Annotated in this window: 18 protein-coding genes; 4 read left to right on the top strand and 14 right to left on the bottom strand. The window is 72.2% G+C overall.

The window, feature by feature from the left end; genetic code table 11:
- Nucleotides 1-121 precede the first annotated feature (121 nt).
- The gene (locus FHS44_RS11180; RefSeq protein ID WP_184713897.1) at nucleotides 122-853 is read left to right on the top strand and encodes a L,D-transpeptidase family protein; all 732 of its coding nucleotides are present in this window, start codon (nucleotides 122-124) and stop codon (nucleotides 851-853) included.
- Here the strand turns inward: FHS44_RS11180 and FHS44_RS11185 are convergent.
- Nucleotides 831-3,107, bottom strand: coding sequence for an FdhF/YdeP family oxidoreductase (locus tag FHS44_RS11185; protein ID WP_184713898.1), 2,277 nt, complete (start codon nucleotides 3,105-3,107; stop codon nucleotides 831-833). The genes FHS44_RS11180 and FHS44_RS11185 overlap by 23 nt on opposite strands.
- Nucleotides 3,108-3,388: 281 nt before the next feature.
- On the opposite strand from FHS44_RS11185, the gene FHS44_RS11190 reads away from it, so the two are divergent.
- A complete protein-coding gene (locus FHS44_RS11190; protein WP_184713899.1) occupies nucleotides 3,389-4,711 on the top strand; it encodes a M16 family metallopeptidase in 1,323 nt (440 codons plus the stop codon).
- Entirely contained in the window at nucleotides 4,708-6,030 is a 1,323-nt protein-coding gene (locus FHS44_RS11195) for a M16 family metallopeptidase (RefSeq protein ID WP_184713900.1), read from the top strand. The genes FHS44_RS11190 and FHS44_RS11195 overlap by 4 nt, the downstream gene beginning before the upstream one ends.
- Before the next feature lie 5 nt (nucleotides 6,031-6,035).
- Here FHS44_RS11195 and FHS44_RS11200 read toward each other — a convergent pair whose 3' ends face one another.
- The 8 genes from FHS44_RS11200 to FHS44_RS11235 all read right to left on the bottom strand — a co-directional run bounded on the left by FHS44_RS11200 (nucleotide 6,036) and on the right by FHS44_RS11235 (nucleotide 13,054).
- The gene (locus FHS44_RS11200; RefSeq protein ID WP_312863671.1) at nucleotides 6,036-7,316 is read right to left on the bottom strand and encodes an MFS transporter; all 1,281 of its coding nucleotides are present in this window, start codon (nucleotides 7,314-7,316) and stop codon (nucleotides 6,036-6,038) included.
- A gap of 68 nt (nucleotides 7,317-7,384) precedes the next feature.
- A complete protein-coding gene (locus tag FHS44_RS11205) occupies nucleotides 7,385-7,999 on the bottom strand; it encodes an energy-coupling factor transporter transmembrane component T family protein (protein ID WP_312863608.1) in 615 nt (204 codons plus the stop codon).
- A complete protein-coding gene (locus FHS44_RS11210; RefSeq protein WP_184713902.1) occupies nucleotides 7,996-8,670 on the bottom strand; it encodes an energy-coupling factor ABC transporter ATP-binding protein in 675 nt (224 codons plus the stop codon). The genes FHS44_RS11205 and FHS44_RS11210 overlap by 4 nt, the downstream gene beginning before the upstream one ends.
- A complete protein-coding gene (locus tag FHS44_RS11215) occupies nucleotides 8,671-9,825 on the bottom strand; it encodes a thiolase family protein (RefSeq protein ID WP_184713903.1) in 1,155 nt (384 codons plus the stop codon).
- Nucleotides 9,822-10,097 carry a hypothetical protein gene (locus tag FHS44_RS11220; protein WP_184713904.1) on the bottom strand — a complete coding sequence of 92 codons (276 nt, stop codon included), beginning with the start codon at nucleotides 10,095-10,097 and terminating at the stop codon, nucleotides 9,822-9,824. The genes FHS44_RS11215 and FHS44_RS11220 overlap by 4 nt, the downstream gene beginning before the upstream one ends.
- 1 nt (nucleotide 10,098) lies before the next feature.
- Nucleotides 10,099-11,685, bottom strand: coding sequence for an AMP-binding protein (locus FHS44_RS11225; protein WP_184713905.1), 1,587 nt, complete (start codon nucleotides 11,683-11,685; stop codon nucleotides 10,099-10,101).
- Between the two features lie 7 nt (nucleotides 11,686-11,692).
- Nucleotides 11,693-12,319: a biotin transporter BioY gene (locus FHS44_RS11230; protein ID WP_312863609.1), complete on the bottom strand. Its 627-nt coding sequence runs from the start codon at nucleotides 12,317-12,319 to the stop codon at nucleotides 11,693-11,695.
- Between the two features lie 192 nt (nucleotides 12,320-12,511).
- Nucleotides 12,512-13,054 (bottom strand): TetR/AcrR family transcriptional regulator, encoded by a 543-nt coding sequence (locus tag FHS44_RS11235; RefSeq protein WP_184713907.1) that lies wholly within the window; start codon nucleotides 13,052-13,054, stop codon nucleotides 12,512-12,514.
- 112 nt (nucleotides 13,055-13,166) lie between these two features.
- Between FHS44_RS11235 and FHS44_RS11240 the strand changes: the two genes are divergently transcribed.
- Nucleotides 13,167-14,408, top strand: coding sequence for an FAD-dependent monooxygenase (locus FHS44_RS11240; protein ID WP_184713908.1), 1,242 nt, complete (start codon nucleotides 13,167-13,169; stop codon nucleotides 14,406-14,408).
- A gap of 535 nt (nucleotides 14,409-14,943) precedes the next feature.
- On the opposite strand, the gene FHS44_RS11245 is transcribed toward FHS44_RS11240, so the two are convergent.
- From FHS44_RS11245 to FHS44_RS11265, 5 genes are all read right to left on the bottom strand, one after another.
- On the bottom strand, nucleotides 14,944-15,525 hold the full coding sequence (locus FHS44_RS11245; RefSeq protein WP_184713909.1) for a TIGR03086 family metal-binding protein: 582 nt from the start codon (nucleotides 15,523-15,525) through the stop codon (nucleotides 14,944-14,946).
- A 105-nt stretch (nucleotides 15,526-15,630) separates the two neighbouring features.
- Entirely contained in the window at nucleotides 15,631-16,815 is a 1,185-nt protein-coding gene (locus FHS44_RS11250; protein WP_184713910.1) for an ATP-binding protein, read from the bottom strand.
- Nucleotides 16,816-16,818: 3 nt separating this feature from the next.
- Entirely contained in the window at nucleotides 16,819-17,481 is a 663-nt protein-coding gene (cseB, locus tag FHS44_RS11255; RefSeq protein WP_184713911.1) for a two-component system response regulator CseB, read from the bottom strand.
- Nucleotides 17,482-17,484: 3 nt separating this feature from the next.
- Complete coding sequence (locus tag FHS44_RS11260; protein WP_184713912.1) at nucleotides 17,485-17,925, bottom strand: hypothetical protein; 441 nt, start codon at nucleotides 17,923-17,925, stop codon at nucleotides 17,485-17,487.
- A gap of 50 nt (nucleotides 17,926-17,975) precedes the next feature.
- A complete protein-coding gene (locus tag FHS44_RS11265) occupies nucleotides 17,976-18,470 on the bottom strand; it encodes a hypothetical protein (RefSeq protein WP_184713913.1) in 495 nt (164 codons plus the stop codon).
- Nucleotides 18,471-18,543 lie beyond the last annotated feature (73 nt).

Raw genomic sequence — 18,543 nt, forward strand, 5'->3', positions numbered from 1 at the left:
TCGGCCGGGGCCCACGGCGTCACACCGCCATGAACAACCATCGAAGAAGCCCGTCAACCCCATACCGTTGCGGGAAGATCATCCGGGACCATCCGCTCCCGGCAACGGACAGGCGTGAACCATGCGTACCGTCGCCCGCTGTCTCCTGGTCGTGCTCACCGCCCTCGTGTCCATGGGACCGGCGCACGCGGACACCACCACCTTCTCCGGCGTTTCCGGGAAGCACCAGCCAACCCTGCGCTTCGGCACCTTCAGGCAGGAGGTCCGCGAGGTGAAGAGGCGCCTGCGGGAGCTGAAGTTCACCCCCGGTCCTCCCGGCCCCGAGTACGACTCGGCCCTGCGCATGGCCGTGTGGGCCTTCCAGAAGGCCAACGGGCTGCCCGCCCTCGACCGGGTGGACGCGGCGACCTGGCGGGCGCTGGCCAGACCGGCGCGGATCCGGCCGCTGGTGCCGTGGGGACACTCCTCACGGGTCGAGATCGACCTGACCCGGCAGCTGCTCACGGTGTGGCGGGCGGGCCAGGCCGTACTGGTCAGTCATGTCTCGACCGGGGCGCGGAAGTCCTACTGCGACCGGGGGCACTGCGGGTTCGCCGACACGCCGCCCGGCGACTTCAGGGTCGGCGAGAAGGTGCGCGGCTGGTCGTCAGGCCCCCTGGGGGCGATGTACTACCCGGTCTACTTCAACGGCGGCATCGCCGTGCACGGCTCGACGCTCGTGCCACGCCACGCCGCCTCCCACGGGTGTGTGCGCGTGCCGTTGCACAACGCCATGCCGCTGTTCCGCATGCTCCACCCGGGGGAGGCGGTCCACGTCCGCCGCCCGGTGCTCACTCGGGCCGCACGAGCCTGACGACCACGCTCTTGGAGGTCGGGGTGTTGGAGGTCTCGGCGACGGAGTCGAGCGGCACGAGCACGTTGGTCTCGGGGAAGTAGGCCGCGCAGCACCCCCGCGCGGTCGGGTAGGCGATGACGCGGAACCGCTCGGCCCTGCGCTCGCCGTCCGGCCACTCGCTGACCAGGTCGACCGTCTCGCCGTCCGCCAGGCCGCGTTCGGCCAGGTCGTCCGGGTTGACGAAGACGACCCTGCGCCCGTTGCTCACCCCCCGGTAGCGGTCGTCCATGCCGTAGATGGTGGTGTTGTACTGGTCGTGGCTGCGGACCGTCTGCAGCAGCAGCCGCCCCTCGGGGACCCGCAGCACCTCAAGCGGGTTGACGGTGAAGGTGGCCAGGCCGGTGGCGGTCGGGAAGCGCCGCTCGTCACGGGGCGCGTTGGGCAGCGCGAACCCGCCGGGGGCGCGGACCCTGGCGTTGAAGTCGTCGAAACCGGGCACGACCCGCGCGATGCGGTCCCTGATCGCGTCGTAGTCGGTCTCGAACTCCTTCCAGGGCACGTACGGGTCGTCCCCGAAGAGCTCGCGGGCCAGGCCGCAGACGATCTCCACCTCGGGCAGCAGGTCGGGCGAGGCGGGCCTGAGCCTGCCCCGGGAGGCGTGCACCATGCCCATGGAGTCCTCGACCGTGACGAACCGGTCTCGGTCGCGTTCGGTACGGCCAAGCGTCGGCAGGATCAGCGCGCGCTCGCCGCAGACGGCGTGGGAGCGGTTCAGCTTGGTGGAGACCTGCACGGTCAGCCTGGCGCGGCGCAGCGCGGCCTCGGTCACCTCGGTGTCCGGGGTCGCGGCCACGAAGTTGCCGCCCATCGCGAAGAACACCTTCGCCTGGCCCGCGCGCAGCGCCCTGATCGCCTCGACGGTGTCCAGGCCGTGGTGGCGGGGCGGCTCGAAGCCGAACTCCCCGCCGAGCGCGTCGAGGAAGGCCGCGGAGGGCTTCTCGTAGATGCCCATGGTCCGGTCGCCCTGGACGTTGGAGTGGCCCCTGACCGGGCAGACCCCCGCCCCGGGGCGGCCGACGTTGCCGCGCAGCAGCAGGAAGTTGACGACCTCCCTGATGGTGGCGACGGAGTTCCTGTGCTGGGTGAGGCCCATCGCCCAGCAGACGATCACCGACTTGGCGGCGAGCACGTCACGGGCGGTCTCCTCGACGGCGCCGCGGTCGAGGCCGGTCGCCTCCTCGACCTCCGCCCAGTCGAGGGCGCGGGTGTCGGCCGCCCACTCCTCGTAGCCGTGGGTGTGCTCCTGGACGAAGGCGTGGTCGACGACCGTGCCGGGGGCGGCGTCCTCCGCTTCGAGCAGCAGCCTGGACAGCGCCTTGAACAGCGCCAGGTCGCCGTTGAGGCGGATCTGCAGGAACCGGTCGGCCAGCGGCGTGCCGCGCCCGGCCAGGCCCGAGGGGCGCTGCGGGTTCTTGAAGCGCAGCAGTCCCGCCTCGGGCAGCGGGTTGACCGCGACGATCCTGGCCCCGTTCCGCTTGGCGCGTTCCAGCGCCGACAGCATGCGCGGGTGGTTGGTTCCGGGGTTCTGGCCGACCACGAAGACGAGGTCGGCGCGGTGCAGGTCCTCAAGCGAGACCGTGCCCTTGCCGATGCCCAGGGTCTGGGTGAGGGCGGAGCCGCTCGACTCGTGGCACATGTTGGAGCAGTCGGGGAGGTTGTTGGTGCCGAAGCGACGCACGAGGAGCTGGTAGACGAAGGCCGCCTCGTTCGAGGTGCGCCCCGAGGTGTAGAAGACCGCCTCGTCGGGGTCGTCGAGTGCGCGCAGCTCCTCGGCGACGACGCCGAGGGCCCGCTCCCAGGTGATCGGCTCGTAGTGGTCGGCGCCCTCGGGCTTGTACATCGGCTCGGTGAGCCGTCCCTGCTGGCCCAGCCAGTAGTCGGTGTGCCCGGCCAGGTCGCCGATCCGGTGGGCGGCGAAGAAGTCGCGGGTGACCCTGCGGGTCGTGGCCTCCTCGGCGACCGCCTTGGCGCCGTTCTCGCAGAACTCCGCCGGGCTGCGGTGATCGCCCTCCGGCCAGGCGCAGCCGGGGCAGTCGAAGCCGTCCTTCTGATTGACCCTGGCCAGTGTCAGGAGCGTACGGCCCGCGCCCATCTGCGCGTAGGACGTCAGCAGCGACCGGGTCACGCCGGGGATGCCCGCCGCCCACTCCTTGGGCGGGCCGACCTCCAGGCCTTCCTCGGTGACGTCCTTCTTCGGAGCCTTCCTGACCATCGGACCTTCTTTCCTCACACGCCGACCATCTGCGGATGTTACCTCGCCGCCGTGGACGGCCCTCATCCTCGCCAGTCTTACACATTTCCCATAAATCCCCATAAATGGGACAAATCGGGCGTCGTTTGGGACCCACTTCCGCACCGGGCTCCGACTGGGAAGACTGGGGGCATCTGCCCCGGCGATCACGGAAGGACACCATGTCAGCGGGAGAACCGATCGGCCAGAACGGCCGGATCCCCCTCTTCGAGCACCCGCTCGGGGTCGGGGGGTAGCCGCGAATGCCAACGTCACACCTCACCCACCCGACCCAGCCGCCCCGCACCGGTTACCGGATCGAGCGGTTCACCCTGGACAACGGGCTGCGGGTCGTGCTCGCCCCGGAACCCGACTGCCCCGTGACCGGGGTCGCCGTCGTGTACGGCGTGGGCATCCGGGCCGAGCCGCAGGGCCGTACCGGCTTCGCCCACCTCTTCGAGCACCTCATGTTCCAGGGGTCGGCGAACCTGGAGAAGTTCGCGCACTTCCGGCACGTCCAGGGCGCCGGGGGCACCTTCAACGGCTCGACACACCTGGACTACACGAGATACATCCAGACGGTCCCCGCCAACGCGCTCGAACGGGTGCTGTTCCTTGAGGCCGACCGCATGCGCGCGCCGCGCATCACCCCGGAGACCCTGCGCAACCAGGTGGACGTGGTCAAGGAGGAGATCCGGGTCAACGTCCTCAACCGCCCCTTCGGCGGTTTCCCGTGGCTGAGGCTCCCCCCGGTGATGTTCGACACCTTCCCCAACGCGCACGACGGCTACGGCTCCTTCACCGATCTTGACGCGGCCGGGGTGGAGGACGCCGAGGAGTTCTTCGACCGGTACTACGCCTGCGGGAACGCCGTGCTGTGCGTCGCGGGCGGCTTCTCCGTCGAACAGGCGAGGAAGCTCGTCGAGCGGCAGTTCGGCGACGTCCCGGCGCGTCCGGCCCCGTCGGCGCCCGTCCTGGCCGAACCCGACCTCGTCGAGGCCCGGCACCACTCCTACGTGGACGCGGCGGCGCCGACCCCCGCGGTCGCGGCGGCGTGGCGGGTGCCCGACCCGGTCGCGGACCTGACGGGCTACCTGCCGTACGTGGTGCTGTCCGAGGTGCTCACCGACGGCGCCTCCTCGCGCCTGGTCTCGCGGCTCGTGCTTGAGGAGCGCCTGGCGACCGGGGTCAGCGGCTACGTCGGGTTCATGGGCGATCCCTTCGACGTCCTCGACCCCACGGCGCTGCTGCTGCAGGCCAACCTGCCCGCCGGAGGGTCCGCCGAGCGCGTGCTCGGCGTCATCGGGGAGGAGACTGAACGGCTGGCCGCCGAGGGTCCCTCCGCCGAGGAGCTGTCGCGCGTCCAGGCGCGGATGACTGCTCTGCTGCTGCGCGAGGGGGACACGATGATCGACAGGGCGACGCGGCTGGCCGTACTGGAACTGCAGCGTGGCGAACCGGCGCTGCTCAACGAGCTGCCCGCGCTGCTGGCCTCGGTGACCGCCGAGCAGGTCGGCGCGGCCGCCGCCACCCTGCGGCCGCACCGGCGCGCCTCCGTCGAGGTCGTCGCGGGGAGGGACCGATGAGCGCCTCCGCCGTACGGCCGCTGCCCGATCTTGAGCCCGCCGCTCCCCTCGTCCTGCCGCGGCAGGCGGAGGCTGTGCTGCCCTCGGGGCTGACCGTGATCGCGATCGCCCGCCGGACGACTCCCCTGGTCGAGGCGCGGCTGTGGGTGCCGATGGCGGAGGTGGACATCGCCGAGGGCGCCCTGCTGGCGCAGACGCTGTTCTCCGGCACCGGGACCCGCTCGGCGACCGGGATCGCCGAGGAGACGCAGGCCGTCGGCGGCAGCCTCAACTGCGGGGCGAGCCCCGACCGGTGGCTGATCAACGGGGACTGCCTGGCCTCCGGTCTCGACCGGCTGCTTGAGGTGCTCGCGGACGCGCTCTGCGACGCCCGCTACCCCGACCGGGAGTTCTCCGTCGAGCGGGACAGGCTCGCCGACCGGTTCCGGGTCTCGCTGAGCCAGCCGCCGACGCTGGCCAGGACCGCGCTGCTGCGCCGGGTCTACGGCGACCATCCGTACGCGGTCGAGACACCCGACCCGGAGCGGGTGGGCGCGGTCGAGGCCGAGCGGGTGCGTGACCTGCACGAACGGCGGATGCGTCCCGACGGCGCCGCCCTGGTGCTGGTCGGCGACCTGGACCCGGAGGAGGCCATCGAGCTGGCCGGGCGCAGGCTCGGACGGTGGACGGGCAGCGGGCGGAAGGTCACGATGCCGCCCGCCCCGTCGCCGACGCCGGGTCCGCTGCTGCTGGTCGACCGGCCGGGCACGCTCCAGTCGTCGCTGCGGTTCGCGCTGCCCGCCCCCGGCCGTGACCACCCGGACAGCGCCGCCATGCAGCTGGCCAACCTGGTCTTCGGCGGTTACTTCTCCTCCCGGTGGACGGAGAACCTCCGCGAGGACAAGGGTTACTCCTACGGCCCCGGCTCGGTTGTCGACCACTCGCTCGGCGGTTCGGCCGTGATGATCGCCGCCGACGTCGCCACCGAGGTGACGGCCCCCGCGCTGGTGGAGACCCTCTACGAGCTGGGCAGGATCGCCACGCTGCCCCCGGAGCCCGAGGAGGTCGAGCAGGCGCGGCGCTACGCCATCGGCGGCATCATGGTCGCCACGGCCACCCAGGCGGGCCTCGCCAGGTTCGCCGGGACGCTCGCGGGCTTCGGCCTGCGGCTCGACCACCTGGCGCTGCGTGTCGAACGGCTCGCGGCGGCCACGGTCGAGGACGTGCACCGGGTCGCCTCGACCTATCTGGGGCCGGGACGGGCCACGGCGGTGCTGCTCGGTGACGCGGAGCGCGTCGAACGCGGTGTCGCCTCGGTGATGCCCGTCGAGATCGGGTGACGCCCCTACGGCCCCACCTCGGAGTGGGGCCGTAGGCTCACCGCGTCGATCTCCCACCGGGCCGCGTACCAGCGGACGACCTGGGGCAGCAGGAGCACGAGCATCAGGGCCGCGGCCACCGCCGTGGTGACACGCAGGCCGAACACCGTGGCCAGCACTCCCCCGGCGAAGGAGCCCGCCAGACCGCCGACCTGGAGGAAGGTGCCCGCCAGCGCCATCACCTTGGCCACCTCCCCGTCCCTGACGGCGCTCTGCAGGGTCCCGAAGACCGTGGCGACCATGACGGTGCCGCCGAGGCTGCTCGCGAGCTCGAACAGGACGACCGCGGCGGCCCCGGAGAGGCCGGGGGCGGAGAACGGCAGCGCGAGCAGGGAGCACACGGAGACGAGGGTGCCGAGCGCCAGCGTCCGCCCCGGGCCGTGGCGGCCGATGACCCTGCCGACCAGGAGCCCCCCGCCGATCCCGCCGACCGCGCCCAGGCTGAGGAGCAGGCCGATCGACGTCGGCCCCAGGTGGAGCTCCCGCACCAGGAACAGCGCGAGGATCGGCTGCATGATCCCCTGGGCGAAGGTCAGGGCGACCAGCGCCTGCACGCCGGAGCGCTGACCGAGGACGCGGGCCAGCCGTACCACCTCGCCGAAGGTGCCGCGTGTCCTCTCCTGTGTGGCCCGCGCGGGGGCGGGCGGTGTCCTGACCCGGGTGAGCAGCGCCGCGGAGAGCAGGAAGGACAACGCGTCGGCCAGGATGACCAGGGGCGCGGCGAGGACCGCCATCAGCGCTCCGCCGACCGCGGGACCGCCGACGTCGGCGACGCTGCGGGTCGCGTTCGTCTTTCCGTTGGCGTCGACCAGGTGCTCCCCGGGGACGATCTGCACCAGGACCGGGCTGGACAGCGCAGACTGGAAGCCGCGGACCAGCGAGGAGAGGGCGACCAGGGCGAGCAACGGCGGGTAGGTCAGCAGTCCGAGCCACCACAGCAGCGGGATCGTCCCCATGATCACCGCCTGGACGACGTTGAGGCCCACGAGCAGCGGCACCCGCCGGTGCAGCGTGTCCGACCAGGCGGCGGCGGGGATCCCGACGAGCATCGCGGGCGCGAGCTCCAGCACCACCAGCCAGGTCATCTGTCCCGGCGTGGCCCCGATGGTCAGCACGGCGATCAGCGGGACCGTGACCATGCTGACGGCGGTGCCGAACTGCGAGACGCCGATCGCCGACCAGTAGGCCCTGAAGCCACGGTCAGGGAAGCCCTCGGCCACGTTCTCCTCCAGTCGCGTGGTGATCACCGTCAAGATCGCTCACACGGTAGCCGAAGCAAATGCGGATTTTTCCGCTTTCGGGGAGGTTCGCGGGGTCAGTCGTCCAGGCCCCTGGCGCTGAGGGCCTCGCCCAGGGTGTCGGCGTGCCGCAGGGCACTGACCACGAGCGGTACGGCGAAGGCCCGCACGCTCCACTCGGTCCCCCTGGCGCGCTGCGCCTCCCTGACCCTGGCGGCCAGCCCCGCGACGACCGGCACACTGCGCAGGGTCAGCGAGAGCAGCAGCGACAGGCGGAAGGGATCGACGCCCACGAACCTGACCGGGGCCAGCAGCCGTTCCAGGACGTCCATCATGACCGCGGTGCGCGTGGTGAGCGTGACCAGCCCGGCCAGCGCGACGGCGAGCAGGACGCGGAGCACGGACGACAGCGCCCCCGCCCAGCCGTCCAACAGGTACTGCATGGCGAACAGCACCACGGCGAACCACCGGACCGGCCTGATCTGCGCCCAGGCCGCCACGGCGCCGACCCCGGACAGCGCGTACAGCAGCGCCACGACGAGCGCGGCCCCCGCCAGCGCCAGGGGCGGGCGCAGCAGCACGAGCGCCGTGCACGACAGGGCCAGGCCGAGGAGTTTGGCCCCGGCGGGCATGCGGTGCAGGAACGAGCCGCCGGGGACGTAGGCTCCGGTGAGCCCGTTCACGCCGTTCACGCCATGAGCTTCCTGTAGTGGCCGACTGCCGCCTCCGGCTCGTCGTCGGCGACGATCCGCCCCTCGTCCAGCACCAGCACCCGGTCGAAGCCGGACAGCAGCGGAAGATCGTGGGTGACCACCACGACCTGCTGCGGCAGCTCACGCAGCAACTCGGCGACCTGCCGGGAGTGACGCAGGTCGAGCAGCGTCGTCGGCTCGTCCATGACCAGGACCTCGGGGTCGAGCACCATGACCGAACACAGGGCGAGCAACTGCTTCTGACCCCCGGACAGGTGGTGCGCGGGATGGTCGGCGTGCCCGGCCAGGCCGTACCTCGTCAGGACCTCCCGCACCCGCCGGTCGGTCTCCTGCCGCGTCAGCCCCCTGCGCCTGAGGGAGAAGGCGACGTCCTCGGCGACCGTCGGCATGACGATCTGCGCGTCCGGGTCACTGAACAGGAACCCGACGCGGCGCCTGATCCTGGCCGCCTCGCGCCGGGTGTCGAGCCCGAGGACGGTGACGCGTCCCGAGGACGGCAGGGCCAGGCCGTTGGCCAGGCGGGCGAGGGTGCTCTTGCCCGAGCCGTTGGCCCCGACCACGCCGATCCTGCGCTCGGTCAGCGAGACCGTGACGCCGCGCAGCACCTCCCGCTCCCCGAACCGCACGCCGACGTCGTCCATCTCGATCATCTACACCACCTCGAACAACGCGGCGACCCCCAGGCCGCCGCCGACCGCGGCCGTGGCCAGCCCCAGTGTCCCCGCGGGGGCGCCCCGCCGTACGAGCCTGCTGAAAAGTCTGGTGACCACCACCGCACCGGTCGCGCCCCACGGGTGGCCGAGGGCGAGCGCGCCGCCGTCTGCGCAGACCCGCTCCGCGTCCGCGCCGAGGGGATCGAGGCCGAGCGCGTCGGTCACCGCGAGCACCTGCGCCGCGAACGCCTCGACGATCTCCACCGCCGCGACCCGCGCGAGGTCGGCCCCGCCGCGTTCGAGCACCCGCAGCACCGCGGGCACCGGCCCGAGCCCGGGAAGCGCGGGATCGCAGCCGACCACGGCACCGGCCAGCAGCCGCAGTCCCGGCAGCCCGAGTTCGGCGCGCAGCGACTCCGGCACCAGGGCGACGGCCGCCGCCCCGTCGCTGACCGGGGAGGAGTTGCCCGCCGTCACCGTGCCACCGGGCACGAACGCGGCGGGCAGCCGGGCCAGCGACCGGGCGCGCAGCGGGCGCGGCCACTGGTCGTCGTCCCTGCCGCCGACCGTGACGATCTCCTGGGCGAACCGGCCCGCCTCCCGCGCGGCCAGCGCCTTGGCGTGGCTCAGCAGGGCGTAGGCATCCTGGCGTTCGCGGCTCACACCACGCGCGGCGGCCAGCGCCTCGGCCGCGGGCCCCATCTCGGGATCGGGCCACCCCTCGGGGACGAACGGCGCCCGCTCGTACGGCACGCCCGTCCCGCGACGGGTTCGCAGCGGGGCGGTCGAGGCACTCTCCACGCCCCCGGCGACGACGAGGTCCATCTCCCCCGCGGCTACCGCGTTCCCCGCGAGCAGGATCGCGGCCAGGCCGCTGCCGCACTGCCTGTCCACGGTGACGCCGGGGACGCCGTGGCCCAGCCCCGCAGCCAGCGCGCAGATCCGCGCGACGTTGCCGCCGGGGCCGGTGCAGTTGCCGAGCACGACATCCTCGACGGGCAGGCCGAGGGGGGCGACGTCCCGGGCGACGGCCTCGACGACGGGGACGGCCAGCGCCTCGACCGTCAGATCCTTGAAGGCGTGGAAGGCGGTGCCGACGGGACCACGGCGGGCAGCGACGACGACAGGCCGCGAGGAGGGATCCCGGCTCATGTCAGGCTCGTCCTGGCTCTGGTCCGCCTCGCTCCGACCTTGGCCCAGCTCATCCAGGCTCCGATCAGCTCGTCCTGGCTCATCTCAGAGTCGTCCAGGCTCAGGTCCGGCTCGTCCTGGTTCGTGTCAGGCCCGTTCAAGACCAGGTCCAGCTTGTCCCGGATCTGGTCAGGCTCGCCCTGGTTCATGTTGGACTTGTCCTGGACCAGGCCAGGCTCATCCTGGATCAGCCCGGGTTCGTTCAGGGTCAGGTTCGTCTCGTTCGGGTTCATGTCAGGTGAGCCGCCTGATGTCCGGGTCGCCCCCGGCCAGACGGGCGGCGAGCAGGCCGCGTGCGGGTTTGCCCACGGGAGTGCGCGGCAGGCTGCGGACGGTGTACCAGCGCCTCGGCCGCTGCGCGGCATCAAGACCGCCACGCGCGATCTCCTCAAGCGCCGCCCGCGAGGGGCGCCGGAGGCCGTCCGCCTCGATGATCGCGGTGGCCACGGAGCCGAGTTCCGGGTGCGGCGAGCCGACGACCACCACGTCACCGACGCCAGGCGCCTTTCTGAGGACCTCTTCGACGTCCTCGGGCACCACGGTCGCGCCGCCGGTCTGTATCGCACCGTCACCCCGGCCGCGCAGCCGCAGCACCTCCCCCGTCCGGTACGGCTCCGCCACGTCGCCGACCGTCGCCCAGCCGTCGCCATCGATCTGCAACGGCCCCGTCCCACCCGCCAGATAGCCCTCGGCCAGCCAGGGCGAGCGCGCCCACACCTCGCCGAACGGCTGCCCCGGCGCGGCCCTGACCTGGATCTCCACCTCGGGGAAGGGTCGCAGCCCCCGCCCGTCGGTGTCGGCCGCGACGAACGACAGCTCGGTCGCGCCGTAGTAGGCCAGCACGTCGACCCCGGCCCTCGCCGCCCGTTCGCGGGCGTCCGCGCCCAGCGCCGCCCCGCCGACGACCGCCGTGCGCAGCCTTCCCCGCCGCCCTTCCAGGAGGTCGAGTACGGCGGGCAGCCGGTGCGGCACCACGTGGATCGCGGTCGCCTCGTCCAGGTGGGCGGCCAGTTCCACGGTCGACCAGCGCCCGGGGACGACCGCCGTGGCGCCGACGGCCAGGGCGTGCACGGCCGCGAAGCCGTACAGGGAGGAGGTCAAGGGGCCGGGGACCAGCACGACGTCACCGGGGCCGATCCCGGCGAGCGTGCTCAGGTGCGGGAACGACCCCGTCCACGACGCGCGGGTACGCACCACGGCGCGTGGCCTGCCGGTGCTGCCCGAACTGAAGCAGGCCCACGCCCGGTCAGACGGCGAGGCCGCCGGAACCGGGACGGAGACGGGCTCGGCCGCCACGATCCGCTCATGTCGTCCCGGGCCCCGGGCCGGTGGGGTTCGGATACCGTCCGGAGCCACCACCGTGATCCGCTCCCGGACCAGCGGGATCTCGATGTCGACGTCAGGCGGGACCGCCTCCACGATCCGCCCACGCCGTACCGGATCCCGGGCCGGTGGGGTTCGGATACCGTCCGGAGCCACCACCGTGATCCGCTCCCGGACCAGCGGGATCTCGACGCGAACGTCAACCGGGACCGCCTCCATGATCCGCTCGCGCCGTACCGGATCCCAGGTGGGGTCGCAGATCAGCGGGGTCGCACCGGCCAGGTCGGCGGCGAGCACGGCGACGAGCAGGTCGGCCGGGTCGGCCAGGCTGAGCGCCGCCAGCGCGCCGTGGCCGACCCCCCGGCCCCGCAGCGTCTCGGCGGCGGCCTCCATCCTGCTCGCGAGCCCGGCGTAGCTCAGGTCGCCTCCGGGAGCGCGCACCGCGATCCGGCGCGGGTGCTCCGAGGCGTGTCGCGCCACCTGCAGGGCCACCGGCATGGGCGGGTCAACGCCTCCCCGCGGCCCTGAGCCGCTCGCGCCGCACGGCGGGGACGGCGTCGGGGTAGGCCCGCTGCGTCCCCCTGACCACCAGGGAGGCGAGCACCACCTTGATCAGGTCGCCGGGTACGAAGGCGAGGCTGAGCAGCGCGGCGTGTCCCAGGGAGACACCGGTGGCAGCGGCCTGTACGGGGATGCCGACGAGGTAGACCACCCCGACGCCGCCGACGAGGCAGGCGACCAGCAGGCGGACGATGCCCGGGGTGCGTCCGCCGCGTTCGACGATCCAGCCGGTCAGCATCGCGCCCGGCAGCCAGCCGATCAGGAACCCCGCAGAGGGCGCGACGAAGACGCCGAGTCCGCCCCGGCCACCGGCCAGCAGCGGAAGTCCCGCCGCGACGAGCGCCAGGAGGACCGCGACGGCGAGTCCGGCCCGCCAGGTGCCCAGGATCGCCCCGGCGAGCATGACGCCGAACGTCTGCAGGGTGATGGGCACCGCGTTGCCGAAGACGTTCAGCGCGCCGGGCAGCCCGAGCACGGCGATCAGCGCGGCGAACACGCTGACCCTGGCCAGATCTCCGGTGGAGAAGCCCCGGCCCGGCGAGGAGCCCGCCGTCCCTTCCTCCTGTGACACCGTCTTCCCTTCATCTGTCATGAGATCGATCCCACACCAGGAGGTGCCGGGCGGCGCATGGAGGAACCCCACAACATTCCATGCGGCCGTCTGGGAGAACGGATACCGGCCCCCATCCGCGCACCACCCATACTCGTACGAAGGAGGGTATACGGTAACTTTAGGTGCCCAACCAGCACCTTTCAGTGATCCTCAGGGGTCCGTACGGCCGAGCGGACCGAGGGCGGCCAACGCGGCGTCGACGGCGGCGGCCTTGACCACGTCCCTGGGAAGGTCGGCGTGCTCGACCACGCAGTCGGACATGCCGCCGAACGCCACGGTGGCGCGGATCCGCGCGGCGTCGGAGGGGGCCGGGCCGAGCAGGAGCGTGGTCAGCTCCTTACGCCAGAGCCACATCCGGTCGACCAGGTCCAGCTCGACGAGCACGGTCGGCGCGTGCAGGACCATCGCGATCTCCTCGCGGTAGTGCCAGATGAGATCGAAGTAGTCCTCAAGCAGCCGCCGCCCCTCCCCTGGCTCGCGTCCGGCGACAAACGCCTCAAGCTCGGCCACGACGGGCTGCAGGATGCTCCTGACCAGCTCCTCCCGCGAGGAGAAGTGGTAGTAGAGAGCCGGTTTCGTGATGCCGAGCCGGTCGGAGATCTGCTTGAGGCTGGTGTTCTGCACGCCCTGTTCGAGGAAGAGCTCACGTGCCGTCGCCTGGATGCGGATCTTGGTATCCGAGGGTCTCGCCATGAACCAAGGGTATCGCTTACCTATCGTTCAGTAAGACTTGCGCCTCACCGGCAACCGTGCTTACCTATCGTTCAGTAAGGAACTTACCTCCCGTTAAGTAAGGAGACGGCGCATGCGGATCCTCATCTCCGGCGCCAGCGTCGCCGGTCCCGTCCTGGCCTACTGGCTCACCAGGTACGGCTTCGCCGTCACCGTCGTCGAACGCGCCCCGGCCCTGCGCAAGGCGGGCGGCCACGCGGTCGACCTGTTCCGCCCGGCCATGGACATCGTCGACAGGATGGGGCTGGCCGAGGCCGTACAGTCCAGGAAGACCGGCACCGAGTGGCTCTCCTTCCTCGTCGAGGGCGACGACCGCCCGCGCACGGTCGAGGTCGGCAGGCTGATGCGCGTCATGTCCGACCGGCATGTCGAGATCATGCGCGACGACCTGGGCGAGATCCTCTACGAGGCCACCCGGCACGATGCCGAGTACGTCTTCGGTGACTCCATCGCCTCCCTGACCGAGGACGCGGACGGCGTCGAGGTCACCTTCGAACGCGGACGGCCCCGCAGGTTCGACCTGGTGATCGGCGCCGACGGACTGCACTCCAACGTCCGGCGCCTGGTCTTCGGCCCCGAGTCGCGCTACTCGACCTGGATCGGGGCCTACCTGGCGGTCATGTCGATCCCCAACTACCTGGGCCTGCGCGACCGCATGACGGGCCTCACCGGCGTGAACAGAATGGTCGGCGTGTACGGCGGCGCCCACCTGGACGACGCCCGCGCCATCTTCATGTTCCGTCCCGAGGCCGAACTCGACTACCACCACCGGGACGTCGCCCGGCAGAAGGAACTGCTGCGCGAGCAGTTCGCCGGGATGGGATGGGAGGTCCCCCGCCTGCTGGGCGAGGAGCTCGACCGCGCCACGGCGTTCTACTTCGACTCGGTCACCCAGCTACGCATGGACACCTGGTCACGGGGCCGGGTGAGCCTGGCCGGGGACGCGGGCTACTGCCCCGGCCCCGCGGTCGGCGGCAGCACCAGCCTGGCCGTCGTCGGCGCCTACGTCCTCGCGGGCGAGCTTGCCGAGGCCGGGGGCGACCACACCCGCGCCTTCCCCGCCTACGAGCAGGAGATCGGCGACTACGTACGGCGCAGCCGCGCCTTCGCCGTAGGAGCCGCCAAGCGGCTGATCCCCGCCACCCCCGGAGCCCTGCGGACCATGAAGCAGAGCGTGTGGCTGGTCAACCACATCCCCACCCCCGTCGCGCGCGCCCTGACCAGCCTGGGCGCCAGGGGACTACGCCTGCACGACGAGATCACCACAAAGGACTACCAGAGCCACCTGACCCCGAGAACCAGCGTCCCCCGCTGACCCCTCCCGGCCGCCTCCGGACCGCAGCATCCGGGTCCGGCGGGACGCGGCAGGGACCCCGGCGACCCGGAGCGGCTCCTTCCCGGCTCCTGTCCGCCAGACCGCGCGGGCCCTCGATCTCCCAGGCCGTCGTTCACCCGCCGGTTCATGACCCGGACCGGGCGAAGCAGTCCCCACCTCAGCTCACAGGGCGAGGAGCACCTGCGGAACGGCTCTCACCCCGTCGGATCGCATGAACCGGAAGCACCCGATCTTCCTGAACCATCTTCCATCCACCCGCTCACCCAGCCCGAACGTGTCCGTTTTCTCCCGGTCGGACGGAGCAACTCCCCATTGGACCATGCATGGGGCCCGCCTTCCGTCCGCCAGACCACATGAGCCAGGAGCACCCGACACCCCCGGAAGGTCCAAGCCTCCACGCCGGACCTCGGAGACCAGACCGCTCACCAGAGGCCGGAAAGCCCTCCCCTCGGCCGTCAATCCAGGCACCGGCCACGCCAGGCGGACCGGATCACCGAGGCCGGAAGCGCCCGGGTCAGGCGGACCAGTTCGGGTCTCGGCCGAGGAGACCGAGGAGGCGGTGCTGGAGAGGGGCGTCGTCGGGGACCCTGACCTCGGGGCCGAAGACGACGACCCCCCGGCCGAAGGCACCGGGAATCCGCATCTCGTCGGGGAGGTGCTGGAGACCGGGCCACATCGCCTCGACCTCGGCCGGGTCGATCGTGTCATCCTGCCCGGTGGCCCGGGCCAGGTCCCAGCCGTGCATCACCATGTCGATGCTGACGACCTGGTCGATGTGCCGCTCGACGGTCAGGCGCCCCGCCGGGGCGTCCACCTCCCTCTTGGCCGTGGCCGGGTCGTCGAGCAGTGCCTCCACGTCGGCGCGGGCCGCCACGAAAGCGGCGAGCGGGTCCTCCGCGACGGACGGCGCCGGGCTCAGCGACCGGCCCAGGGGTCTGAGCATCACGGCGTGCATGTCGACGATGTGGCCGACGACGTCTCGCGCGGTCCACTCCGCGCAGGGGGACGGGTCGGACCAGCGGCCTGGCTCCACAGCGGCGACCTTGGCCGCGAAGATGTCGGCACGGTTTCGGTAGCGGGTGGCGATGTCACTCATGAGGGGGTCCCGTTCGCGTCGGCGTCGCCGAGGACGCTATCGCGGGCCTCCGACAGTATTCCGGAGCCGCCGCCCTACCAAGACGGGCGCGAAGGACTGGGCAGGTCAGGCGAGGTCCAGCCGGACGATCGCGCCTCCGTCCGGGGCGTTGGCGAAGCTGAGGTGTGCCCCAAGGACCCGGGCCTGCCCCGCGGCGATGGTCAGTCCGAGGCCGATGCCGTCCCCGCGGGCGGCCGAGCCGGTGCCGAACCGCTGCGGGCCGTGCTCGCGGAGCGTGACGAGCATCGGCTCGGGGAAGCCGGGGCCGTGGTCCCTGACCGTCACGCTGAACCCGGTCACGTCGACCCGCACGGGCGGGGCTCCGTGTCTGGCCGCGTTGCTGACGAGGTTGGCGAGGATCCGCTCGACCCGCCGGGGATCGGTCTCCACCTCGGCCTCACCGGAGACGAGCACCTCGACGTCCGGCACCCCCGAGGCCGCGACCGCCCTCCTGGCCAGCGTCCCCGAGGAACGGACCTCCCTGGCCGGTGTCTCGGCCGAGGCGTCGAGCCGGGCCACCTCCAGGACGTCCTCGACCAGGCGGCGCAGCGTCGCGGCGCTGTCCCTGACCAGCTCGGCGGGCCGTCCCTCGGGTAACAGCCCGGCCGCCGTGACCAGGCCCGCGACGGGGGTGCGCAGCTCGTGGGCGATGTCGGCGGTGACCCGCCGTTCGGCCTCAAGCCTGGCCCGCAACGCGTCGGCCATCTGGTCGAGCGCCGCCCCGACGGCCGCGATCTCGTCCCGGCCCCGCGCCTCGACCCGGGCGGACAGGTCGCCCTCCGCGATGTGCGCGGCCGTCCTCGCCACCGCGCGGATCCTGCTGCTGAGGCCGGTCGCGACCACCAGCCCCACCCCGGAGGCGAACAGCGCCGCCGCCAGGCCGGAACCGAGGAGGATCCGGTCGAGCCGGGCCAGCTCGGCGTTCTCCGCCTGGTAGGAGCGGTGCAGCGAGAGCGTCTGCCCGTCGGTCCTGGTCGCCGCCCAGAGGGTGGCGCCGTCCTGCAGGTAGGTGGCCCGGGTCCCCTCGCCGAGGGCCGCGGCCAGCGGCGCGGGGACGGCCCCGCTCGTCAGGGGGGTGTCCTGCCCCTCCTGGTAGCGGACCAGGGTGCTCGTCAGCTCGGCGTCCAGGCCACGCCGCGCGGAGTCGAGCGTGACGACGGCCGTGCGCGTGTGGACCAGGAGGCCCAGGACGGCGGCGACGAGCACCGACATCCCCACGATGAGCAGGCTGAGCTTCGCGCGCAGACCCATGCGTCATCTCCGCAGCTTGTAGCCGAAACCGCGCACGGTCTCGATGTGGTCATTGCCGATCTTGGCCCTGAGCCGCTGCACGTGGACGTCGACGACCCTGGTGTCCCCGTCCCAGGCGTAGTCCCAGACCCGGTGGAGCAGGGTGTCCCTCGACAGCACGACCCCCGGCTCGGCGGCGAACTCCAGCAGGAGCTTCAGCTCGGTCGGCGTCAGCGCCACCCGTTCGCCGCACAGCCGTACCTCCATGGACTCGACGTCGATCGCGAGGTCGCCGAAGGTGAGCGTCGCGTTCGCCTGGCCGGGCATGGCGGCGCGGCGGAGCACGGCGCGGATCCTGGCGTGGAGCACGGCGGCGTCGAACGGCTTGGTGACGTAGTCGTCGGCCCCGGCCTCCAGGGCGTTGATCACGTCGATCGCGTCGGACCTGGCGGAGATCATGATGATCGGGGTCTCCCCCTCCTCCCTGATCCGTCTGGCCAGGCTGACCCCGTCCAGGTGCGGAAGCATGACGTCCAGCAGCGCGACGTCCGGTCGCCGGGCGCGGAACTCGGTCAGGCCGCCCAGCCCGTCGGAGGCGGTCCGCACACGCATGCCGTACAGCTCCAGGGCCATGCCCGTGGCCTCGCGGATCACCGGGTCGTCCTCGACCAGGAGCACGTCGGTCATCGCTCAGGACTCCGGCACCGTGAGTCTCCCACCGGTCAGCTCCTTGACCCTGTCGGGAGGAAGGCCGTCGGCCTTCACGGTGAACCGGCCGTAGTATCCGGCCCGTTCATGCCAGGTCAGCTCGCTGAGCGTGATCGTCCCCCGGTAGGGCCTCTCCTGGCAGTCGGGCAGGCACCACATGCTGATCAGCTCGCCCGTTCCCACGGCGCTCTCTCCTCCCCAGGACTCCCAGCGGATCCCGGTGACGCTGTTGAACTCGTCCAACGCGAGCCTGCTTGGCCGCCGGAGTGGATCACCCGGGTAGGCGACCACGTAGACGGGTCCCCGGGGTGGCTTGGACGGCGGCGCCGACCCCTCCACCCGCACCCCGCCGTCCGCCCCGCACCCCGCCACCGTCAGGACGGCCGCGCACAGGAGGGCTGCTCGCTTCACACCGGTCATCATCGTGTGGAGGGTATGCGACCCGCTGACCCCTCCGCCCAGGAACCCGCAGTTCAGGGGGTTGAGAAGGGCAGGGGAAGCGTCCCCCTCAGGGTGTCGTCGGAACTCGTCGGACGAGGGAAGTCACCGTCGATGTCGAACTTCGTGAAGTAGCGCTTTCCCCCGACCTTCCTGGCCTTGCTGAGGGTGATCGTCGCCTCGTACGGCTTGGCCTGGCAGCCGGGCAGGCACCACGTCCCGCTCAGCCTGCCGTCCCCGACCGCCCTGTCGGGGCCCCAGCTCCGCCAGGTGATCTCCTTGAGACTGCTGAACTCGGAGGCGACCAGGTTCGCCGGACGACGGTCGGGCCGCCCCTCCTCCGCGCCGTACAGGTTGATCACGTAGACCCGGCCCACCTGCGGGACGTCGTGGGAGACCGGCTCCGTGTCCGAGGGGGACAGCCCGTGGGCCATCGCCTCCCTGGCCCCGCCACCTCCGCAGGCCGTCGCGCAGGCCACCGTCACGAGCCCGAGCAGCGTGACCGCCACGGCCTTCATGATCTTTCGCATTGTCTCCCCCTTGGTCCTCGTGCGCGCCGGGACCTGACGAGGAGCGTGTCAGCACGCCCCTGCCCGGCACACC

The sequence above is a fragment of the Streptosporangium saharense genome (assembly GCF_014203715.1).
Taxonomy (GTDB): Bacteria; Actinomycetota; Actinomycetes; order Streptosporangiales; family Streptosporangiaceae; genus Streptosporangium; species Streptosporangium saharense.

Coding starts and splice junctions, on each gene's coding strand:
- FHS44_RS11180 (WP_184713897.1), top strand. CDS start 122: ATGCGTACCGTCGCCCGCTGTCTCCTGGTCGTGCTCACCGCCCTCGTG.
- FHS44_RS11185 (WP_184713898.1), bottom strand. CDS start 3,107: ATGGTCAGGAAGGCTCCGAAGAAGGACGTCACCGAGGAAGGCCTGGAG.
- FHS44_RS11190 (WP_184713899.1), top strand. CDS start 3,389: ATGCCAACGTCACACCTCACCCACCCGACCCAGCCGCCCCGCACCGGT.
- FHS44_RS11195 (WP_184713900.1), top strand. CDS start 4,708: ATGAGCGCCTCCGCCGTACGGCCGCTGCCCGATCTTGAGCCCGCCGCT.
- FHS44_RS11210 (WP_184713902.1), bottom strand. CDS start 8,670: ATGATCGAGATGGACGACGTCGGCGTGCGGTTCGGGGAGCGGGAGGTG.
- FHS44_RS11215 (WP_184713903.1), bottom strand. CDS start 9,825: ATGAGCCGGGATCCCTCCTCGCGGCCTGTCGTCGTCGCTGCCCGCCGT.
- FHS44_RS11220 (WP_184713904.1), bottom strand. CDS start 10,097: ATGAACCCGAACGAGACGAACCTGACCCTGAACGAACCCGGGCTGATC.
- FHS44_RS11225 (WP_184713905.1), bottom strand. CDS start 11,685: ATGCCGGTGGCCCTGCAGGTGGCGCGACACGCCTCGGAGCACCCGCGC.
- FHS44_RS11235 (WP_184713907.1), bottom strand. CDS start 13,054: ATGGCGAGACCCTCGGATACCAAGATCCGCATCCAGGCGACGGCACGT.
- FHS44_RS11240 (WP_184713908.1), top strand. CDS start 13,167: ATGCGGATCCTCATCTCCGGCGCCAGCGTCGCCGGTCCCGTCCTGGCC.
- FHS44_RS11245 (WP_184713909.1), bottom strand. CDS start 15,525: ATGAGTGACATCGCCACCCGCTACCGAAACCGTGCCGACATCTTCGCG.
- FHS44_RS11250 (WP_184713910.1), bottom strand. CDS start 16,815: ATGGGTCTGCGCGCGAAGCTCAGCCTGCTCATCGTGGGGATGTCGGTG.
- cseB (WP_184713911.1), bottom strand. CDS start 17,481: ATGACCGACGTGCTCCTGGTCGAGGACGACCCGGTGATCCGCGAGGCC.
- FHS44_RS11260 (WP_184713912.1), bottom strand. CDS start 17,925: ATGATGACCGGTGTGAAGCGAGCAGCCCTCCTGTGCGCGGCCGTCCTG.
- FHS44_RS11265 (WP_184713913.1), bottom strand. CDS start 18,470: ATGCGAAAGATCATGAAGGCCGTGGCGGTCACGCTGCTCGGGCTCGTG.